The 19,906-nt window shown below is 68.5% G+C and carries 20 protein-coding genes and 1 tRNA gene; 19 read left to right on the forward strand and 2 right to left on the reverse strand.

Translation table 11 applies throughout. The features are described from left to right. Nucleotides 1–142: 142 nt before the first annotated feature. Together ACTIGJ_RS11530 and ACTIGJ_RS11535 are read right to left on the reverse strand one after the other, a co-directional pair. Complete coding sequence (locus tag ACTIGJ_RS11530) at nucleotides 143–1,630, reverse strand: protein adenylyltransferase SelO (protein WP_439640466.1); 1,488 nt, start codon at nucleotides 1,628–1,630, stop codon at nucleotides 143–145. Next, nucleotides 1,627–2,898, reverse strand: a complete 1,272-nt coding sequence (locus ACTIGJ_RS11535; protein WP_439640467.1) for an NAD(P)/FAD-dependent oxidoreductase — start codon at nucleotides 2,896–2,898, stop codon at nucleotides 1,627–1,629. Before ACTIGJ_RS11535 ends, ACTIGJ_RS11530 begins: the two co-directional genes overlap by 4 nt. A gap of 99 nt (nucleotides 2,899–2,997) precedes the next feature. On the opposite strand from ACTIGJ_RS11535, the gene ACTIGJ_RS11540 reads away from it, so the two are divergent. The 19 genes from ACTIGJ_RS11540 (at nucleotide 2,998) to ACTIGJ_RS11630 (ending at nucleotide 19,822) form a co-directional block, all read left to right on the forward strand. Next, nucleotides 2,998–3,294 carry a DUF1244 domain-containing protein gene (locus tag ACTIGJ_RS11540; RefSeq protein WP_439640545.1) on the forward strand — a complete coding sequence of 99 codons (297 nt, stop codon included), beginning with the start codon at nucleotides 2,998–3,000 and terminating at the stop codon, nucleotides 3,292–3,294. Nucleotides 3,295–3,346: 52 nt separating this feature from the next. Continuing rightward, entirely contained in the window at nucleotides 3,347–4,129 is a 783-nt protein-coding gene (locus tag ACTIGJ_RS11545; protein ID WP_439640468.1) for an outer membrane lipoprotein-sorting protein, read from the forward strand. Then, a complete protein-coding gene (locus tag ACTIGJ_RS11550) occupies nucleotides 4,129–6,864 on the forward strand; it encodes an MMPL family transporter (protein ID WP_439640469.1) in 2,736 nt (911 codons plus the stop codon). Before ACTIGJ_RS11545 ends, ACTIGJ_RS11550 begins: the two co-directional genes overlap by 1 nt. Continuing rightward, nucleotides 6,861–7,763, forward strand: a complete 903-nt coding sequence (locus ACTIGJ_RS11555) for a hypothetical protein (protein ID WP_439640470.1) — start codon at nucleotides 6,861–6,863, stop codon at nucleotides 7,761–7,763. The genes ACTIGJ_RS11550 and ACTIGJ_RS11555 overlap by 4 nt, the downstream gene beginning before the upstream one ends. Nucleotides 7,764–7,781: 18 nt before the next feature. Then, entirely contained in the window at nucleotides 7,782–8,285 is a 504-nt protein-coding gene (gene greB / locus ACTIGJ_RS11560) for a transcription elongation factor GreB (protein ID WP_439640471.1), read from the forward strand. A gap of 54 nt (nucleotides 8,286–8,339) precedes the next feature. Further along, nucleotides 8,340–9,413, forward strand: coding sequence for a Holliday junction branch migration DNA helicase RuvB (ruvB, locus tag ACTIGJ_RS11565; RefSeq protein ID WP_439640472.1), 1,074 nt, complete (start codon nucleotides 8,340–8,342; stop codon nucleotides 9,411–9,413). A gap of 46 nt (nucleotides 9,414–9,459) precedes the next feature. Continuing rightward, entirely contained in the window at nucleotides 9,460–9,897 is a 438-nt protein-coding gene (ybgC, locus tag ACTIGJ_RS11570; protein WP_439640473.1) for a tol-pal system-associated acyl-CoA thioesterase, read from the forward strand. Nucleotides 9,898–9,930: 33 nt separating this feature from the next. Continuing rightward, nucleotides 9,931–10,617 carry a protein TolQ gene (gene tolQ / locus ACTIGJ_RS11575; RefSeq protein WP_439640474.1) on the forward strand — a complete coding sequence of 229 codons (687 nt, stop codon included), beginning with the start codon at nucleotides 9,931–9,933 and terminating at the stop codon, nucleotides 10,615–10,617. Continuing rightward, nucleotides 10,617–11,084: a protein TolR gene (gene tolR / locus ACTIGJ_RS11580; RefSeq protein WP_439640475.1), complete on the forward strand. Its 468-nt coding sequence runs from the start codon at nucleotides 10,617–10,619 to the stop codon at nucleotides 11,082–11,084. Before tolQ ends, tolR begins: the two co-directional genes overlap by 1 nt. Further along, complete coding sequence (gene tolA, locus ACTIGJ_RS11585) at nucleotides 11,081–11,962, forward strand: cell envelope integrity protein TolA (RefSeq protein ID WP_439640476.1); 882 nt, start codon at nucleotides 11,081–11,083, stop codon at nucleotides 11,960–11,962. The genes tolR and tolA overlap by 4 nt, the downstream gene beginning before the upstream one ends. A gap of 126 nt (nucleotides 11,963–12,088) precedes the next feature. Next, nucleotides 12,089–13,384, forward strand: coding sequence for a Tol-Pal system beta propeller repeat protein TolB (gene tolB, locus ACTIGJ_RS11590; protein WP_439640477.1), 1,296 nt, complete (start codon nucleotides 12,089–12,091; stop codon nucleotides 13,382–13,384). A gap of 72 nt (nucleotides 13,385–13,456) precedes the next feature. Beyond that, nucleotides 13,457–13,966: a peptidoglycan-associated lipoprotein Pal gene (pal, locus tag ACTIGJ_RS11595; RefSeq protein WP_439640478.1), complete on the forward strand. Its 510-nt coding sequence runs from the start codon at nucleotides 13,457–13,459 to the stop codon at nucleotides 13,964–13,966. A 16-nt stretch (nucleotides 13,967–13,982) separates the two neighbouring features. Then, complete coding sequence (gene ybgF / locus ACTIGJ_RS11600) at nucleotides 13,983–14,810, forward strand: tol-pal system protein YbgF (RefSeq protein ID WP_439640479.1); 828 nt, start codon at nucleotides 13,983–13,985, stop codon at nucleotides 14,808–14,810. Between the two features lie 59 nt (nucleotides 14,811–14,869). After that, on the forward strand, nucleotides 14,870–15,514 hold the full coding sequence (gene queE / locus ACTIGJ_RS11605) for a 7-carboxy-7-deazaguanine synthase QueE (RefSeq protein WP_439640546.1): 645 nt from the start codon (nucleotides 14,870–14,872) through the stop codon (nucleotides 15,512–15,514). Between the two features lie 68 nt (nucleotides 15,515–15,582). Next, nucleotides 15,583–16,287, forward strand: coding sequence for a 7-cyano-7-deazaguanine synthase QueC (gene queC, locus ACTIGJ_RS11610; RefSeq protein WP_439640480.1), 705 nt, complete (start codon nucleotides 15,583–15,585; stop codon nucleotides 16,285–16,287). A gap of 55 nt (nucleotides 16,288–16,342) precedes the next feature. Then, nucleotides 16,343–16,417 (forward strand) — tRNA-Lys (locus ACTIGJ_RS11615). A 314-nt stretch (nucleotides 16,418–16,731) separates the two neighbouring features. Beyond that, a complete protein-coding gene (locus ACTIGJ_RS11620; protein WP_439640481.1) occupies nucleotides 16,732–17,109 on the forward strand; it encodes a hypothetical protein in 378 nt (125 codons plus the stop codon). A gap of 101 nt (nucleotides 17,110–17,210) precedes the next feature. Next, the gene (locus ACTIGJ_RS11625; protein WP_439640482.1) at nucleotides 17,211–18,008 is read left to right on the forward strand and encodes a uracil-DNA glycosylase; all 798 of its coding nucleotides are present in this window, start codon (nucleotides 17,211–17,213) and stop codon (nucleotides 18,006–18,008) included. A 101-nt stretch (nucleotides 18,009–18,109) separates the two neighbouring features. Further along, complete coding sequence (locus ACTIGJ_RS11630) at nucleotides 18,110–19,822, forward strand: proline--tRNA ligase (RefSeq protein ID WP_439640483.1); 1,713 nt, start codon at nucleotides 18,110–18,112, stop codon at nucleotides 19,820–19,822. Nucleotides 19,823–19,906 lie beyond the last annotated feature (84 nt).

The following is a 19,906-nucleotide window of genomic DNA, read 5'->3' on the forward strand; positions in this document are numbered from 1 at the left end:
AGGGTGCGCTGCGTCACGAAGGCACGATCTTCAGGCTTTCGACGGATTCTTGACGAGCCGTTCACAACGGCAACTGTGACGAACCGCACAGTTGCCGCCAACGTGTCCGGCGGCCGGCTGAAGGTGCCGGCCCGGTCGGGTGTCAGGACGAGCAGCTGACCTCGATATGACGCGCTTCCGGCGGTGGCTCGGCGGCGTAAGCCTCGTGGCCGGGCTGCTCGGCAAACGGTTGGGCGAGCAAGGTGAACAGCCGCGCGACCTCGCTGGCATCGCCCGCTTCGGCCTGCGCGATCGCCGTCTGCGCGAGATGATTGCGCAGCACGAATTTCGGATTGACGGCGTTCATCCGGGCCGCGCGTTCGCGGTCCTCGCTCTGTTCGGCACGCAGCCGGGCGCGGTAGTCGGGCAGCCAGGCGTCGAACGCGGCGAGATCGAGGATTTCTTCGCGCAGGCCGGCACCGGCGACCGCATCCGGCCGATCGTCGGCGATCCGCACGCGCGCCAGATGGCGCCAGCTGCGCGTGAAGTCGGCCTTGCTCGACGCCAGCAGGCCAAGCCAGCGGTTGATCAGGGCCTCGTCGCCATCGCGGTTTTCGCGCAGGCCGAGCTTGGCGGTCCAGCGCGCGGTCATCGCTGCCGCATAGGCGTCCGGGTAGCGATCGGCAATCGGCTGAGCGCGCGCCACCGCCGCTTCCGGGGTGTCACCGAGCAGCGGCAGGCAGGCCTGCAGCAGCTTGGCGCAGTTCCAGTGGCCGATCACCGGCTGGCGATCCCAGGCGTAGCGGCCGCCCTGGTCGGTGTGGTTGCAGATGTGTTGCGGATCGAAGGCATCAAGGAAGCCGAACGGGCCGTAGTCGAGAGTCAGGCCGAGCGCGGAAAAGTTGTCGGTATTCATCACGCCGTGGCAGAAGCCGACCGCCTGCCACTGCGCCATCAGCCGGGCCGTGCGCTCGACGACTTCGGTCAGCCATTTCGCGTGGCGGTCCGGATCGCCGTCGAATTCCGGGAAGTGGCCGGCGATCAGGTGATCGGCCAGCGGCTGCAGGCGTTCGTGCTCGCGCCGGTAGTACCAGAACTCGAAATGGCCGAAGCGCAGAAAGCAGGGCGCCACACGGCAGACCACGGCGGCGGTCTCCATCGTTTCCCGGCGCACCGGTTGCGGCGAGCCGACCAGCGCCAGCGCCCGCGTGGTCGGAATGCCGAGGGCGTGCATCGCCTCCGAGCACAGGTACTCGCGGATCGACGAGCGCAGCACGGCGCGGCCGTCGGCATGGCGCGAGTAGGGTGTCGGCCCGGCGCCCTTCAGCTGCAGCTCCTGCGGCCGGCCGGCGGCGTCGGTGATCTCGGCGATCGACAGCGCCCGGCCGTCGCCGAGCTGCGGCACGAACTGGCCGAACTGGTGCCCGGCATAGACCGAAGCGCGGGCATCGAAGCCCGGCCACGCCGCGTTGCCGGCCATCAGGGCAGTGAAGGCCGGATCGGCTGCGGCGGCCGCATCCAGGCCCAGTTCTGCGGCCAGCGGCCCGTTCAAGTGCAGCAGCTGCGGGTCCGGCAGCGGCCGGGCCGGGATCGGCAGCGAGTACGGCTCGCCAAGGGCAGCGAAGCGCGGCGTCAGCGGGGGCAGGGTCATCGAGGCTTGGTGGCGTCCGGGTCGGAGCCGACGATCAGGCGCGCGGCTCGCGAATAGCTGAGGTAGTTGAAGAACCATTGTGTCGCGACCAGCATGCGGTTGCGCGCGCCGATCAGGAAGTAGACGTGGGCGACGCCCCACAGCCACCAGGCGATCAGGCCCTTGATGCGGACGAAGCCGAAGTCGATCACCGCCGAATGGCGGCCGATGGTCGCCAGGTTGCCGAAATCGCGATAGCGGAACGCCCCCGGTGCCTTCTTGCCGGCGAGCGCGGCGCGAATGGTGCGCGCCACATGCTGGCCCTGCTGCTTGGCCGCCGGCGCCACACCGGGCACCTGCTTGCCGTCCTGGACGATCGCGGCGGTGTCACCAATCACGAACACCTGCGGCTGGCCGGCGACGCTGAGATCCGGCTGCACCTGCACGCGCCCGGCGCGGTCCGCTGGCACGCCGAGCCAGCGCGCGGCCGGCGAGGCGGCGACGCCGGCTGCCCACAGCACTGTGGCGGCGTCCAGGTGGCTGCCGTCGCCGAAGCGCAGGCCGTCGGCATCGCAGCCGGTGACGCGGGTGTCGAGCATCACCTCGACGCCCTTCTTGCGCAGCTCCGACAGCGCGAACGCCGACAGCGCCGGCGGGAACGACAGCAGCACCCGGTCGGCGCCTTCGACCAGCACCACGCGGACTTCGCGCGGGTCGATCGAGCGGAAGTCGCGGACCAGCACTTTCCTCGACAGCTCGGCGATCGCGCCGGCCAGTTCGACGCCGGTCGGCCCGGCGCCGACGATGGCGACGCTCATCAGCTTCCGACGCTCGACCGGATCGCTGCTGTTCTCGGCGTGTTCCAGCGCCAGCAGCAGCCGGCGGCGGATCAGTGTGGCGTCGTCGACACGCTTCAGTCCCGGAGCGTGACGTTCCCAGTGATCGTTGCCGAAATAGGTGTGGGTGGCGCCGGTCGCCAGAATCAGCCAGTCGTACGGCAGTTTCCGGCCGTCGGCGAGCAGCACTTCCCGGCTGCCGGTGGCCACGCCGGTGACCTCGCCGAGCAGCACGCGGGCGTTCTGCTGCCGGCTCAGGATGCCGCGCACCGGCCAGGCGACGTCGGAAGGATTCAGGCCGGCGGTCGCCACCTGGTACAGAAGTGGCTGAAAAAGATGGAAATTGCGGCGGTCGACGACGGTCAGGTCGACGGCCAGGCCATCGAGTGCGCGGGCGGCGGTCAGGCCGCCGAAGCCGGCGCCGACGATGACGATGCGGGGAAGCGAGGACATTGACTGTCTCAAGTGATGGCAGGTGGGCAGGGGGTGTCGCGGTGGCCAGCGGGCATCGCGCACAATCGCGCTTCCACTCGAATGACCACCGCCACGACCATGGACCAGCAACTTCGGGACCGTCTTGATGCCGCCGTGCTGCAGCGCCTGCTGAACCACCTCGACACGCGCAAGGACGTGCAGAACATCGAGCTGATGAATCTCGCCGGCTTCTGCCGCAACTGCCTGTCGAAGTGGTACGCCGCCGCAGCCCGCGACCTCGGCGCCGAGGTCAGCGATGACGCCGCCCGCGAGCGCGTCTACGGCATGCCGTACAGCGAGTGGAAGCGGCTGTACCAGAAGGAGGCGACGCCAGCGCAGCAGGCCGCCTTCGAGCAGGCCCGCCCGAAAGACTGACCGTTCGGCCAACGGGCGCGGTAGGCTTGGCGCGGGGATCCGGGGACGGCACATGAAGGCAACAAGCTGGCTTGGCGCGCTGCTGCTGGCCATGGCCGGCGCAGCGCAGGCCGACGATGCAACGCAGAAGCTGCTCGACTGCATGCGGGCCAACATCCCGCCGTCGCTGCAGATCAAGGAAGTGGAACTGAATTCGACCGACCGCAGCGGCGCCGAGCGCCAGCTGAAGGGCAAGGTCTACGCCTCGCGCGCTGAGGGGCTGATCCGCGTGCTGCTGCGCGTGTCGCGGCCGCGCGATCTCGACGGTGCCGCCTATCTGATGCGCGAGGGCGGCGCCGGCCGCAGCGACGAGATCTTCCTGTACCTGCCGGCGATCCAGCGGGTGCGCAAGATCAGCGGTGCGTCCAGCGACGGCGCGCTGCTCGGCACCGACTTCAGCTACAACGACATGAAGCAGCTGCAGGCGGCGTTCGGCGATACCCGGGCGGCGCTGGAAAAGCCGACCACGCTCGGCGACCGGCCGGTCGAGGTGCTCAGCCTGCTGCCGCCCACCGGGTCGGTCTCGCGGTACAGCCGGGTGCTGGCCTACGTCGACCGCCAGTCGTGCACGGCGCTGAAAGCCGAGTTCTTCGAGGGCAAGACCCTGCGCAAGGAGCTGAGCGCCTCCGCCGACAGCCTGAAGCGCGCCGACGGCTACTGGTATCTGTCCGAACTGCTGATGCGCGACCTGAAGGAAAACACCCGCACGCGGCTGAAGGTGACCGGCGTCAGCGGCAGCGCTGACGAACTGCCGTCGCGGCTGTTCGATCCGACCTCGTTCTACCGCGGCAACTGATGGATACCGTCGCCTGGCTCGGCGGCGTCGCACGACGGCCGCGTACCGTGCTGGCCGCCGTGGCGGCGGTCACCGTCATCGCGCTGCTGCTGTGCGTCAATCCGGTGACCCGCGAGGTGCGGTTCCAGGTCGATCCGGCGGCTGAGGCGCTGCTGCCGGCTCATGATCCCGGGCGCGCCGTGCTCGACCGGGTGCGCAAGACCTTCGGTATCGACGATCCGCTGGTGATCGCGGTGCGCTTCGAGCCGAGCGTCTACAGCGCCGATCACATCGCCCGCATCGCCCGCATCGCGGACGGCTTCCGTCAGCTGCCGGGCGTCACGGACGTGCACTCGCTGGCCAACGCGCCGAACGTCAAGGCCGGCGCTGACGAGATCGATGTCACCAGCTTCGCCGACCAGGCGGCCCGCGATCCGGCCGTCGTCGCCCAGTTCGCGGCGGACATCCAGGCCAATCCGCTGTATCGCGGCACATTGGTATCGGCCGACGGCAGCATGGCGGCGTTCGCGCTGACCCTCGACACGCTGACGCCCAAGGACTACCTGCGGCTCGGCTTCGATGCCCGGGCGCGGGCCGTCGTCGCTGACGTCGGCGGCGCATCGGAGGTCCACCTGACCGGCACGCTGCCGGTGCGCGCGGCCACCCGCGAGGCGCTGGACCGGACCCTGAAGCGCACCGTGCCGGCGGTGTTCGCGGCGATCGCGGTGCTGCTGCTGGCGACCTTCCGCAGTGTCGTCGCCGCCGGCTCGGCGCTGCTGTCGGTGGCCATCGCGCTGGTCTGGACCGTGGCCAGCGCGGTGCTGCTGGACATCCAGTTCAACCTGGTCAGCGCCATCGTGCCGCCGCTGGTGATCACCATCGGCCTGTCGTACACGGTGCACCTGCTGGCGGCGCATTTCCTGTCGCGCACGGTGCTGCCGAATGCCCGCAACAGCCAGCGCGCCGAATGGGTGATGCGGCGCATCTCCACCGGCCTGACCTTGTCGGCCACCACCACGGTGATCGGCTTCCTGAGCCTGCTGCTGAATCCGCTGCCGGCGGTGCGCGGCTTCGCGCTGCTGGCCAGCCTCGGCACGCTGTACGTCGGCGCGCTGACCCATCTGTTCCTGCCGGCGCTGCTCAACGCGCTGCGCTGCACGCGGGAAACGCCGCCGATCGCCACCCGCCTGTTCGGCCGCTTCGCCGCAGCGCTCGCCGAGTTCGACCTGCGCTACCGGCGGGCGATCATCGCGGCCGCAGCGCTGCTGATCGTCCTCGGCTTCACGGCCGCCACGCGGATCCGCGGCGGCGCCGATTTCATCGCCAGCTTCGATGCCTCGGCGCGCGTCCGGCAGGATTTCGAAGCGGTGGCGCAGGCCTTCAACGGTGCCAACTTCGTGACCGTGCTGATCGATGCGCGGGTTCCCGATGCGCTGACCGATCCGCGCCTGATCGAGGCAATCGACAGCTTCCAGGACTGGCTGCGGGCGCAGCCGGAAGTCGGCGCGGCGGTGTCCTATGTCGACCAGCTGAAGCTGACCAACCTGGCGCTGAACAACAACGAGCCGCTGCATTTCGGCATTCCCAACGACGATGCCGCGGTCAAGCAGATCCTGCTGTTCGCGGCCTCCGACACGCTGAACCGGCTGATCGATCCGCAGTACCGCAGCGCGCTGATCTCGGTGCGCATCAATGTCGACGGCTCGCAGGCGATCGGTGATTTCCTGGATCGCGCCGAAGCCCGTGCGGCAGCGCTGCCGGCGTCGCTGGAAGCGCGCTTCACCGGCAGTTCGGTGCTGGCCACGCGGGCCGTCGAGGCGCTGGCGGCCGGCCATCTGGCGTCGATTGCGATCGCGGTGATCGCCATCGCCTGCCTGCTGTCGCTGATGTTCACCTCGGTGAAGGCCGGGCTGGTCGCCACGGTGCCGAACCTGGTGCCGATCGCGGTCTACTTCGGCACCCTGGGCGTGCTCGGCCTGCCGCTGAATCCGACCACCAGCCTGATCGCCTGCATCGTGCTCGGCATCGCCGTCAACGACACCGTGCACTTCCTGGCCCGCTTCAACAGCGATGCCCGCGAGCAGGGCAAGGAAGCCGGCGCCGTGCGCTCGGCGCTGAATTCGGTGCTGCGGCCGATCACGCTGGCCACCGCCTGCCTGTGTCTCGGCTTCCTGGTGTTCACCGCGTCGGAGCTGAACAACCAGGTGCAGTTCGGGCTGCTGGGCGCCTGGACGCTGTTCGTCGCCTGGATCGCCGACATGACCTTGACGCCGGCGCTCGGCTCGCGGCTGCGCATCGTCACCCTGTGGGATCTGCTGCGGCTGGATCTCGGCAAGAGCCCGCAGCACACCATTCCGCTGCTGTCCGGGCTGTCGATGCGCCAGGCCCGGCTGTTTGCACTGATGTCGCGGCTGGAGCGCCACCCGGCCGGCGCCCGGATCATTCAGGAGGGCGACCTGTCGCGCGACATCTATGTGGTGATCGATGGCGGCGTCGAGGCCACCGTCGAACGCCACGAGGAACGGCTGGTGCTGTCGACGATGACCCGCGGTGCGGTGATCGGCGAGACCGGCTATTTCGGCCAGCGGCGCACGGCGAGCGTCGACAGCACCACGCCGGTCCGGCTGCTGCGTTTCAATTCCCAGGATCTGGAGCGCCTGCGCGAGCGCTATCCGGCGATCGCGGCGACCGTCTTCCGCAACCTCAACCGCATCCAGGCCGAGCGCATCGCCCGGATGACCGCCCTGCTCAAATGAAGCGACGTGATCGCGTGTCGGTCGATCGCCGGCCGGCCTTGGCTCTGGCGCTGCTGACGCTGGCCGGCAGCGCGCTGCTGGTGCTGCCGCTGGCGCTGCGTGCGCTGCCCGACGGCGTCTCGGTGATCGTCGGCGACGGGGGCAATGTCACCGCGCTGCAGGGCGCCGACGGCCTGCTGCTGATCGGCAGCTTCGACGGTCGACTCGATGCCGGCACCGTCGCCGCGCTCGGGGAAGCGGTGCCGCGTCTGGTCATCGACACCGATCCGGACGACGCCGCGCTGTCGGCCACCGGCGAAGGGGCCGCCGTGCTGCGCCGCGAGGGCGCGGTGGTGCGCAGCTCGGTGGCCGCGCTGCTGAAGCGCGAGGCGCGCAAGCCGTTCAAGACCGAGGCGGCGGCCACGCGGCCGATGATCGCCTTCGCCAGCGGCGACAGCTTCGCGTTCAACGGCGAGGAGATCGGCATCTTCCGGGTGCCGAGCGGCCTCGTCTCCGGCGCCAGCGCGGTGCTGCTGCCGGCCGCCCAAACCGTGCATCTCGGCGGCCTGCTGACGCCGGGCCAGTATCCGGACATCGATGTCGGTCAGGGCGGCTCGATCGCCGGCCTGATCGCCGCGATCGGCCGGCTGGTCAATCTCGGCACGCCGGATACCCGCTATCTGCCGCAGCGCGGCCCGGCGCTGGATCGCGACGCGCTGATCGCATACCGCGACATGCTGGCGACCATCCGCAACGCGGTACGCCAGGCCATGCTGCGCGGCGACGGGCTGGAAAAGATCCAGCGGGACGCGCCGCCGACCGCCGCCTACGACGCGGTCTGGGGGCAGGGGGCGATCAGCGGGCCACAGTTCATCGCCATCGTCTATGAAAGCCTGCAGAACCCGCCGGACGATGACTGAGTCCAGCAGGTGTTACCGGTGAGCCGCTATCGCGAGCCGCCGCCGAAGAGCGCGCCGTACATCACCGCCGAGGGCGCCGAGCGGCTGCGCGCCGAGTACGACCAGCTGTGGCGGGTGCGCCGGCCGGAAGTGGTGCGGGCGCTGTCGGCGGCGGCGGCCGAGGGCGATCGCTCGGAGAACGCCGAGTACATCTACCGCAAGAAGGAACTGCGCGAGATCGATCGCCGGGTGCACTACCTGCAGGTCCGGCTGCCGGAGCTGAAGGTGGTGGACGGCGCGCCCAGCGATCCGCGCCGCGTGTATTTCGGCGCCTGGATCGACGTCGCCGACACCGATGGCGAGGAACGGCGTTACCGGATCGTCGGCCCGGACGAGATCGACCCGGCGCGCGGGTACATTTCCATCGATTCGCCGCTGGCCAAGGCGCTGCTGAAGCGCAGCGAAGGCGAAGTGGTGAAGCTGAGTCTGCCGGGCGGCGAGGCGGAACTGGAACTGCTGTCGGTGCGCTACCAGCCGGGCTGAAGCGCGCGGCACCGGACGGCCGTTGCCGGGAGCAGTCCGACTACAATGTCGGCCATGCCGCGCAAGCCCTCCGCCCCGATTGACGACCTTCCGCCCGAACGGCTGATTTCCGCCGGCGCCCGCAGCGACGAGGACCGTGTTGATCGCGCGATCCGCCCGCAGCGGCTCGAGGATTACGTCGGCCAGCCGGCCGTCCGCGAACAGATGAGCATCGCCATCAGCGCCACCCGGGCGCGTGCCGAGGCGCTCGACCACGTGCTGATCTTCGGCCCGCCGGGGCTCGGCAAGACGACGCTGGCGCACATCCTGGCCGCCGAACTGGGCGTCAACCTGCGGCAGACCTCCGGTCCGGTGCTGGAAAAGGCCGGCGACCTCGCCGCGCTGCTGACCAACCTGGAGCCGCGCGACATCCTGTTCGTCGACGAGATTCACCGCCTGAGCCCGGTCGTCGAGGAAGTGCTGTACCCGGCGATGGAGGATTACCAGCTCGACATCATGATCGGCGAGGGGCCGGCGGCGCGTTCGATCCGCCTCGACTTGCCGCCGTTCACGCTGATCGGCGCCACCACCCGCGCCGGCAGCCTGACCGGGCCGCTGCGCGACCGCTTCGGGATCATCCAGCGGCTGGAGTTCTATTCGGTCGCCGACCTGACCACCATCGTCAAGCGCTCCGCTGCCATCCTCGGCGTGCCGGTCGAGGAGGAGGGCGCCTTCGAGATCGCCCGCCGCTCGCGCGGCACGCCGCGCATCGCCAACCGCATGTTGCGGCGGGTGCGCGATTACGCCGAGGTGCGCGGCACCGGCGTGATCAGCGCCGCGATCGCGGCGGCGGCGCTGCAGATGCTCGATGTCGACGCCCAAGGCTTCGACCTGATGGACCGCAAGCTGATGATGGCGCTGATCGAGCGCTTCGACGGCGGTCCGGCCGGGCTCGACAACCTGGCGGCGGCGATCGGCGAGGCGCGCGACACCATCGAGGACGTCATCGAGCCCTACCTGATCCAGCAGGGCTATCTGCTGCGCACGCCGCGCGGCCGGATGGTGGGCAAGCTGGCCTATCAGCACTACGGGATCCCGTTGCCTGGCCGGCTTCCGCCAGATCTCTTCGAAAGCGCCGCAGGTGATTGATCAGTTTGTGTTGTTGCGCTGCCGCATCGGCTAAACTGTCAGACAAATGTCGACCCTGAATCCGGTGTTCTCGTGGCCTTTGCGGGTCTATTACGAGGACACTGACCTGAGCGGCGTGGTCTATCACGCCAACTATCTGAAGTTCTTCGAGCGCGCCCGCACCGAGTGGCTGCGCGCGCTCGGCTGTTCACAGGAACGGCTGCGCGGCGAGGTTCAGGTGGTGTTCACGGTCAGCCAGATAAACGTGGCTTTCCGCTCGCCGGCGCGCCTGGATGATGAACTTGAAGCGACGGTGGCGGTCACGGAGCTGAAGCGGGCAAGCCTGGTGCTGAGCCAGACGCTGCGCCTTCGCGAGCAGCCGGATCGGCTTCTGGCCAGTGCCGAGGTGCGCGTGGCCAGCGTCGATGCCGCAAGCTTCAGGCCGACGGTGCTGCCGCCGCTGTTTCGCGATCGCGCCCGGTTCGTGGCGGACGATCACCGTTGAAACCTGCCCCAACAAGACAAGGGAACTAACCGAATGAGTGGCACGATCTCGTTGACCCAGCTGGTCCTGCAGGCGAGCGTCCCGGTGCAGCTGGTGATGGGCTCGCTGCTCGCCGCCTCGCTGGCGTCGTGGGCGGTGATCCTCGCCAAGCGCGGCCTGCTGTCGCGCATCCAGAACCAGGCGGTCGCGTTCGAGACGCGCTTCTGGTCGGGCGGCTCGCTGGCCGAGCTGTACGAGGCGCTGCGCCGTTCGCGCGAGCCGGAAGAAGGCTTGCCGCAAATCTTCCGGGCCGGTTACGAGGAATACTCGCGCCAGCAGGGTGCCAAGATCCCGCCGGACGATGCGCTGGCCGCCGTGCAGCGGCAGATGCGCGTGGCGATGGCGCGCGAGACCGAAAAGCTCGAAGGCGGCCTGAGCCTGCTGGCGACGATCGGCTCGACCAGCCCCTACGTCGGCCTGTTCGGCACCGTCTGGGGCATCGTCAACGCCTTCGTGGCAATCGGCAACGTCAAGCAGGCCACGCTCGCCAGCGTGGCGCCCGGCATCGCCGAAGCGCTGATCGCCACCGCCATCGGCTTGTTTGCGGCGATTCCGGCGGTCATCGCCTACAACTTCTTCGTCGCCCGCGTCGAACGCCTCGAGAACCGCTTCTCGACCTTTGCCGAAGAGCTCACCGGCATTGTCGATCGCGGCCTGCGCGGTGGTTCGAGGGCCGGCTGATGGCAGGCGTGGCGCCCAAGAAGGGCAAGCGGCGGCTGACCGCCGAAATGAACGTCGTGCCGTACATCGACGTGATGCTGGTGCTGCTGGTGATCTTCATGGTCACCGCGCCCCTGCTGACCCAGGGCATCGATGTCGAACTGCCGCAGGCCAGCTCGCAGACGCTGAGCGCCGATGACGAGCCGCTGACCCTGTTCGTCGACGCCCGCGGCGACTACTTTCTCGACGCCGGCGGCGATCCGAAGAAGGCCCTGGCCGACCAGATCGTCATCGACCGGGTGGGTGCGATCCTGCGCAACAAGCCCGAGACGATGGTGCTGATCCGCGCCGACAAGAACGTCAAGTACGACCGGGTCGCCAACGGCATGTCGCTGCTGCAGGCCGCCGGCGCCGCCAAGATCGGTTTCGTCACCGATGCGCCGTCGGTGCCGCGTGCCAGTTCCGCCGCCAAGCGCGAGCGCGGATGATCCTGCAGACGCGCCATATCGTTGCGGCGATCGCGCTGCATCTGGCGGTGTTCGGGCTGCTGTTCAGCGGCGTCCAGTGCGGTCGCGTGCCCGAGCCGGTCAACATCATCCAAGGTCAGCTGATCTCGGCGAACGAACTGCCTAAGCCGCCGTCGGCGCCGAAGGCCGAGCCGACGCCGGAACCGCAGCCCCCGACGCCGGAAGCCGTCCCGCCGCCGCCGGCTCCGGAGCCGCCGAAACCGGACCCGATGGAAGCGCAGCGCAAGCTGCAGGCGGAGCGCGAGGCCAAGGCCGAAGACGCCAAGAAGCAGCAGAAGGCCGCCGAGCAGAAGGCGGCCCAGGAAGCGCTGCTGAAGAAGCAGGCCGACGAGATCGCCGAACAGAAGCGGCTGGCCGAGGACGCCCGCAAGAAGAAGGAAGCGGAGGATCGCCAGCGCGAGGAAGAGCTGTCCAAGCAGGCGATTGCCGACGAGGAAAAGCGTCTCGCCGCGGAGAAGGCGGAGAAAAAGAAGAAAGCCGAGCAGGCACGCCGCGAGGCCGAGGAACGGCGCGCGCGCGAAGCGGAACTGTCGGCGGCTTTGGGTGCCGAAAGCGAGCAGCGGGTCGCGGCCGACCAGAATCTCTGGGTCACGCAGATCGTCGCGGCGATCCGCGCGGTGCGCCGGCTGCCGCCGAATGTCGACCCGGGGCTGGTCTGCCGGATCGCCATCCAGTTATCGGCGACCGGCGAAGTGATCAACGCCAGCGTACGAACCCCGAGCGGCAATCCGCAGTACGACGAATCCTCGCTGCGTGCGGTGTTCAAGGCGTCGCCGCTGCCGCTGCCGCGTGATCCCACTGCCTTCGTGTCGTCGATCGTGGTGTCGTTCTCGCCATGACCGTGCTGCATCCATCGCCGTCGGCGCCCGTCAGCGGGCCTGGCGTCTGGCCGCCGAGCGTCGATCACTCGAGCATCGCTGGCCGCGCCGTTGCCGACGCCACCTATCAAGAAGTCGAGGTGCCACTTGACTAAGTTCCGATCCTTTTTCCTGGCCTTGCTGCTGGTGACCGGTGGTGCGCGGGCCGAACTCGAAATCTCGGTGTCCGGCGGCACCATCCGTGCGCAGCCGATCGCCGTCGTGCCGTTCCGCCAGGGGCCGTCCGAGCCGGTGGATGTCGCTGCCATCGTCGCCGCCGACCTGGCCCGCAGCGGCCAGTTCCTGTCGCTGGCCCGCAGCGACATGAAGGGCTTCGATCCGCTGCCGACCACCGAGGCGCAGGTCGACTACCGCACTTGGCGCGCGCTCGGCCAGGAAGCGCTGGTGATCGGCAACGTGCAGGCGCTGCCCGGCGGCGGCGCCAAGACGGTGGCCGAGCTGTACGACGTGTTCCGGACCCAGAAGGTCCTGACTGTCGAAGCCACCGCCACCCGGGCAACCGAATGGCGTTCGATGGCGCACAAGGTGGCCGACCAGATCTACGAAAAGCTCACCGGCACCCGCGGCATCTTCGACACGCGGATCGCCTACATCACGTCGACACAGGTGTCCGGCCGGCGGCAGTTCAAGCTGATCTGGGCCGATGCCGACGGCGAGAACCCGCGCGAGATCGCCCGCAGCTACGAGCCGCTGCTGTCGCCCAGCTGGTCGCCCGACGGCAAGCGCATCGCCTATGTGACCTTCGAAGGCGGCCGCTCGAAGATCATCATCCAGACGCCGGCGACCGGCGACTACCTGACCTTCCTCGGCGAAAAGGGCATCAACAGCGCGCCGGCCTGGACGCCGGACGGCACCCGCCTGGTGGTGACGCTGTCGTTCCAGAAGAACTCCGATCTCTACGTCATCGACCTGGCGACGCGCTCGCGCCGCCGGCTGACCGACAGCTTCGCGATCGACACCTCGCCGGCCGTGTCGCCGGATGGGCGGACCGTCGCCTTCCTGTCCGATCGCAGCGGTTCAGCGCAGATCTATACGATGAGCATCGACGGCGGCGAGGCCAAGCGGTTGACGTTCCAGGGCCGGCGCAACGAGCAGCCGCGTTATTCGCCAGATGGCAAGACTCTTGCACTGGTGAATTACGATGCTTCCGGTTATCGTATCGGGCTTGTGGATGTTGCAACGGGTGCCATGCGCCTGGTGAGCAGCGGTCCGCTTGACGAAGGTCCGAGTTTTGCTCCGAACAGCGCGGTCGTGATCTACACGCGACAGGGCGCGGCGGGTGCCGAACTGGCCACGGTTTCCACGGACGGCGCGGTCCGTCAACGATTGCGGCACACCGGCGATGTCCGGGAACCGGCCTGGGCGCCGTATGCCTCGCCCTGAGTGTCTCTAGCCTGTCACCCGAAAGGGTTCATCATCGTCACCAATCCAAACGTCGTCACGGAGTTTAGAAAAATGCTGAACAACAAGTGGTTTGCCTGCGCCACCCTCGCCATCGCTGCCGTTGCCACCGGTTGCTCCAGCACCGGCGACAAGAACGCCAATGCACCGGCGGAAGCGGTCAAGCCGACCACCACGTCGCAGGGCAGCGCCGCTGCCGCGCCGTCGGGCAAGACCTCGGTCTCGACCCCGGCCGCGACCCAGTCGATCGTCTACTTCGACTTCGACTCCAGCGACCTGAAGCCGGAATCGAAGGATGTCGTGGCCGCCTGGGCGAAGTACCTGACCGCCAACCCGACCGCCAAGGCCCAGCTGCAGGGCAACACCGACGAGCGCGGCACCCGCGAGTACAACCTGGCCCTCGGCGAGCGCCGTTCGGCTGCCGTCAGCTCGGCTCTGCAGTCGGCCGGCGTCGCTGCCTCGCAGCTCGAACTGACCTCCAACGGCGAAGAGAAGCCGGTTGCGCTGGGCCACGATGAAGCCTCGTGGTCGCAGAACCGTCGCGTCGAAATCGTCGGCCAGTAAGACGGTGAGGGCCGCCATGGTGATGTCGCATCGCACGTCCACGATCCTCCGCACGGCCGCGACGTTCTGCGTGCCGCTGTGGCTTTCGGCCTGTGCAGCGCAGAACTACGGCGGTCCGATCAATGGCCAGCAGGCGCTCAGCCCGGAAGAGCGACGCCTGCAGGCCGTTGAGTCGAAGCTCGCCGAGCTGTCGCGCAAGCTGTCGTCCAACGAGGCCGGGCGCGATCAGCGCAATGCCGAGGAACTGGGGCGGCTGCGTGGCCTGATCGAGCAGCTTCGCTACGACTTCGACCAGTCCGAGCGTCGCCAGCAGGAAGCCATCACCTCGTTCGATGCCCGCATCAAGGGTCTCGAAGCCGAGGCCCTGGCGCCGTCATCGGCAGCCGCCGCACCCGCAGCGCATGTCGGCGACGGAGCCACTGGCAGCGCGCCGGCTGCGGCACCGGCGGCTGCGCCGCTCAGTTCGGCGGCCGACGAGGAAGCGCTGTACCTGAAGAGTTTCGACCTGCTCAAGGGCGGCAAGTACGACGAGGCTATCACCGGCTTCAAGGGCATGCTCGCCAAGTATCCGCAGGGCAACTACTCCGACAACGCCTGGTACTGGACCGGCGAGTCGTACTACATCAAGAAGGATTTCCCGAACGCGCTGGCGAGCTACCGCTCGTTGCTCGAGAAGTTCGGCAGCAGCCCGAAAGTCCCGGATGCGCTGCTGAAGACCGGGATCATCCAGCAGGAACAGAAGAAGAACGACGCGGCCAAGGCGGCCTACAACCGCGTCATCAAGGAATTCCCGAACTCCAGCGCGGCCATCCAGGCGCGTACGCGAGTCACCCAGCTTCGCTGACCCGCATGAGTCCGCTCGCCACGGCAGCCGAGCGCGCCACGCCTCGGACCCCGGTGGCGATGTCGACGCGACTCAGGCTCACCGAGATTTTCCTGTCGCTGCAGGGCGAGTCGACGTTCGTCGGCTGCCCGACCGTGTTCGTGCGGCTGACCGGCTGCCCGCTGCGCTGCAGCTACTGCGATACCGAATACGCCTTTCACGGCGGTCAATGGCATGAGCAGGCCGAGGTGCTGGCGACGGTCGCCGGCCACGGCGTCCGCCACGTCTGCGTGACGGGCGGCGAGCCGCTGGCGCAAAAGGCCTGCATCCCGCTGCTGGCGGCGCTGTGCGACGCCGGCTACACGGTGTCGCTGGAAACCAGCGGTGCACTCGATGTGTCGGCGGTCGATCCGCGCGTGGTCAAGATTCTCGACATCAAGACGCCGGCCTCGAACGAAGTCGGGCGCAACCGCTGGGCCAACCTGCCGCTGCTGCAGCCGCATGACCAGATCAAGTTCGTGATCGGCAATCGCGCCGACTACGACTGGGCGGTCGCCGTGGTCGCCGAACACCAGCTGACGCGCCGTCACACGGTGCTGTTTTCGCCGAGCGCAACCCAGCTGCCGGCCCGCGAACTGGCCGACTGGATCGTCGCCGACCGTCTGCACGTGCGCTTCCAGATGCAGCTGCACAAGCTGCTGTGGGGCGGCGAGGCCGGGCGCTAGGCGCCGCGCCGCCGCCACGCGCGCCGGCAGCCTCGCCGGCCGGCCCGCCCAACCCGTTCGGAGTGACCATGTCCCATCCCCGTTCCGCCGTCGTGCTGCTCAGCGGCGGTCTCGATTCCGCGACGGCGCTGGCGATGGCGCGTGCCGATGGCTACGTCTGCCACGCGCTCAGCGTCGCCTACGGCCAGCGGCACAGCGCCGAGCTGGACGCCTCGGTGAAAGTCGCGCGCCGGCTGGGCGCGGCCTCGCACCGACTGATCCAGGTCAATCTCGACCTGATCGGCGGCTCGGCGCTGACCGACCACCGCATCGCCGTGCCGGAAGGCCAGGCTCCAGACGCGGCCATCGGCGGCAACAGCATCCCGGTGACCTACGTGCCGGCCCGCAACACGCTGTTCCTGTCGCTGGCGCTCGGGCTCGCCGAAGTGGAGGGTGCGGAAGCGATCTACATCGGCGTCAACGCCGTCGACTACAGCGGCTACCCCGACTGCCGGCCTGCCTTCATCGCCGCCTTCGAGAACGTCGCGCAGCTCGCCACCCGGGTCGGCGTCGAAGGCGGACGCCTCCGGATCGAAACGCCGCTGATCGCGCTCAGCAAGGCCGAAATCATTCATCGCGGCGCGGCACTCGGCGTCGATTTCGCCGAAACCGTCTCCTGCTACCAGGCCGATGCCGATGGTCAAGCCTGCGGCCGCTGCGATTCCTGTCGCCTGCGCCGCGAAGGCTTCGCGGCTGCCGGCATCGCCGATCCCACTCGCTACGCCGCAGTCTGAATCGCCCACCGTTTCAGCGGCGCTTGCCGCTATAATCCGCGCCGCGTTGGACGAAGGGTCGTTAGCTCAGCGGTAGAGCATCGGACTTTTAATCCGTTGGTCGATGGTTCGATCCCATCACGACCCACCATCTTCATCCCGCGCAGGTCGCACCCCGCCTCAACGAGAAGCCCGCAATCGCGGGCTTTTTGTTTGGGGGCGTCCGGGTTGCCTCCGAGCCGTGTTCCCATCCGTGATGTCAGCGGGCTGCATGGGTTCGGTGGCCCCAGCGCTGTGGCGGCCAGTTGTGATCGACCATTGCGCCGCCTGCGGTGGCCGGGCAGGCTGCCTGCAGTGGAATAGCCAAGACAGCTCGATGGCGTTCTGGGAGACGATCACGTGGGAGGCAGGCGCTCAGTGCAAGCAACAGGGTTGATACGGAACCTCTCGCCGCAGGTGATCGCTGTGGGTCTGCTTTCCTCTGTGGCGGTCATCATTCCGGGCTACCTGACGCTGCTCGTGCACAAGCCACATCTCGTCGTCGAACTCGATGCGCCGCGGCTCATGCTCGTCTGCAGCGGGGTGACCCTGCCGATGCTGCTGACCCATCTGCAGCGCTCGGAGACCACGTCTGCCGCACATCGCAACCCGATCGCCGCGAGGGCCGTCTGGGTGGCGCTGCTGCGAACCTGGGCGATTCTGCTGACGGCGCTGTCGATCTCCTACCTGTGGGACACGCGGTTCGAGACGCACGTCATGATCACGGCGGTGATCCAGGCGCTGGTCTGGGGTGCGACGCGGTCGCCGGGCCCCACCGGCGGCAACGGGACCTCGGGCAACTGATCGCGCTGCAGCCGTTTCGACGGCGGGTCCGTGCGGCGCCCGACCACGCGTTCGCCGCCGCCGAGCCTCATCTGGCTGCCGCGCACCGGTAAAGTACCGGCATGGAAGCTCACCGCCGTGCCCGCCTGCTCCGCGCACTCGATATCGACGTCTGGTCGCCGCGCTCGGCGTCGCCGGTGGCGGTGACCGATGCCGACGTGTTGCCGGTCGCCCCGGCTGCTGCGCCAGCCGAGATACCGGCGCCGCGTCGCGCGCCGTCGGCGAGCCGCCGTCCAGAGCCGACGCCGCCAGCCGGCCTGTTGCCCGATCTGGAAGCGCCTGCGCCGGCCTATGTCGCACCGGCCGACTGGCAGGGGCTTGCCGATGCCGTGCGCGGCTGCACCCGCTGCAAGCTGTGCAAGACGCGCACGAACACCGTGTTCGGCGTCGGGCCGCTCGACGCTCCGCTGATGGTGGTCGGCGAGGGGCCGGGGGCCGAGGAAGATCTGCGCGGCGAGCCGTTCGTCGGTGCCGCCGGCAAGCTGCTGGACGCCATGCTGCAAAGCGTCGGCCGGGCGCGCAGCAGCAATGTCTATATCGCCAACGTCGTCAAATGCCGGCCGCCTGGCAATCGCGATCCGGAAGCTGACGAGGTGGCCGCCTGCCGGCCGTACCTGGATCGGCAGATCGAACTGCTGCAGCCGAAGCTGATCGTGGCGCTCGGGCGCGTGGCCGCCCAGCGACTGCTGAGCAGCAACGCGCCACTGTCGAAGCTGCGCGGCGTGCCGCAGGTCTACGGTGCGGCCGGCACGCCGGTGCTGGTCAGCTACCACCCGGCCTATCTGCTGCGCACGCCGGCCGACAAAGCCAAGAGCTGGCTGGATCTCAAGCAGGCGCACCGGCTGCTGGCAGGCCGCTAGCACTGCGCCCCCGTTCAGCCGCTGCTACAGGGCCCGGATCGGCCGGATGATCCGATGGTCCGAACGTTACAATCCGTATCACTCTTCCTCTCAAGCCTGCCATGCGCCTGTCCCGCTTCCCGCTGTCCACGTCCAAGGAAACCCCGGCCGATGCCGCCGTGGTCAGCCACCAGCTGATGCTGCGTGGCGGCTTCATCCGCCAGCTCGGCTCGGGCCTGTATTCGTGGATGCCGATCGGCGTGCGCGTGCTGCGCAAGATCGAAGCGATCGTGCGCGAGGAAATGAACGCTGCCGGTGCGATGGAGATCATCACGCCGACCGTGCAGCCGGCCGAGCTGTGGCAGGAGTCCGGCCGCTGGGCGCAGATGGGCGACGAGATGCTGCGAATCAAGGATCGTCACAAGAACGAGTTCTGCTACGGCCCGACCGCCGAGGAAGTGGTGACTTTCCACGTTCGCCAGGACATTCGCAGCTACCGCCAGCTGCCGGTCAACTACTACCAGATCCAGACCAAGTTCCGTGACGAACGCCGGCCGCGCTTCGGCGTGATGCGCTCGCGCGAATTCGTCATGAAGGACGCCTACAGCTTCCACATGACGGAAGCTTCGCTGGCAGCGGAGTACGACAACATGCGCGCCGCCTACGCGCGCATCTTCACCCGCATCGGCGTCAATTTCCGCATCGTCAAGGCCGACAGCGGCAACATCGGTGGCTCGCGTTCCGAGGAGTTCCACATCCTCGCTCAGTCCGGCGAAGACCTGCTGGCGGTGTCCGACAGCGGCAACTACGCCGCCAATGTCGAAGCGGCCGAAACGCGCGCCAGCGGCACGCCACGCGCGACGGCGAGCGCTGCGCTGGAAAAGGTCGCCACGCCGGGCCAGAAGACCTGCGAGCAGGTGTCGAAATTCATGAAGGTGGCGCTCGACCAGAAGGTCAAGCTGCTGGTCGTGAAGGCGGCCGAAGGCGGGCTGGTCGGCATCGCCCTGCGTGGCGATCACCAGCTCAACGAGATCAAGGCCGCCAAACATCCGAAGATCGCTGATCCGTTCCAGATGGCCAGCCCGGACGAGATCAAGGCCGCATTCGGTTGCGAGGTCGGCTATCTCGGTCCGGTCGGTTGCCCGATTCCGGTGATCGCCGATTTCGCGGCCAGCGAGGTCGCGAACTTCGTCTGCGGCGCCAACGAGGACAACCATCACCTGAAGGGCGCGAACTGGGGCCGCGACGCGGCCGAACCGGAAACGGCCGACCTGCGCATGATCGTCGAAGGCGACCCGAGCCCCGATGGCGTCGGCACCATCAAGCTGTATCGCGGCATCGAAGGCGGCCACGTGTTCCAGCTCGGCAAGAAGTACACGAAGGCGATGGGCCTGACCGTGCTCGACGAGAACCAGCAGCCGGTAACGCCGGAAATGGGCTGCTACGGCATCGGCGTGACCCGCATGGCCGCCGCCGTGATCGAACAGCGCAACGACGCCAACGGCATCCTGTGGCCGGATGCGATCGCCCCGTTCCGCGTCATCGTCTGCCCGATCGGGCTGGACAAGGCCGACACCGCCGCCAGCGTGAAAGCCGCCGCCGAAACGCTGTACGCCGAGCTGCTTGCCGCCGGCGTCGACGCCGCCCTCGACGACCGTGGCCTGCGCCCCGGCGAGATGTTCAAGGACGCCGACCTGATCGGCATCCCGCACCGGATCATCGTCGGCGCGAAAGGTCTCGCGACCCAGCAGTTCGAGTACAAGCGTCGTGATGCAGCAGCAGCTGAGATGATTGCGGCGACGACGGCAGCGGTACTGGAGAAGCTGGGCGGCTGATCGCGCCGGGCCGTTGCGTGCTCAGGAAGGGGCCGACCATTTCCGTCTGCGTGCTGCGGCGACTACTGTTTCGCTGCTCTTGGC

It is taken from the genome of Nevskia sp. (genome assembly GCF_051860985.1).
Taxonomy (GTDB): domain Bacteria; phylum Pseudomonadota; class Gammaproteobacteria; order Nevskiales; family Nevskiaceae; genus Nevskia.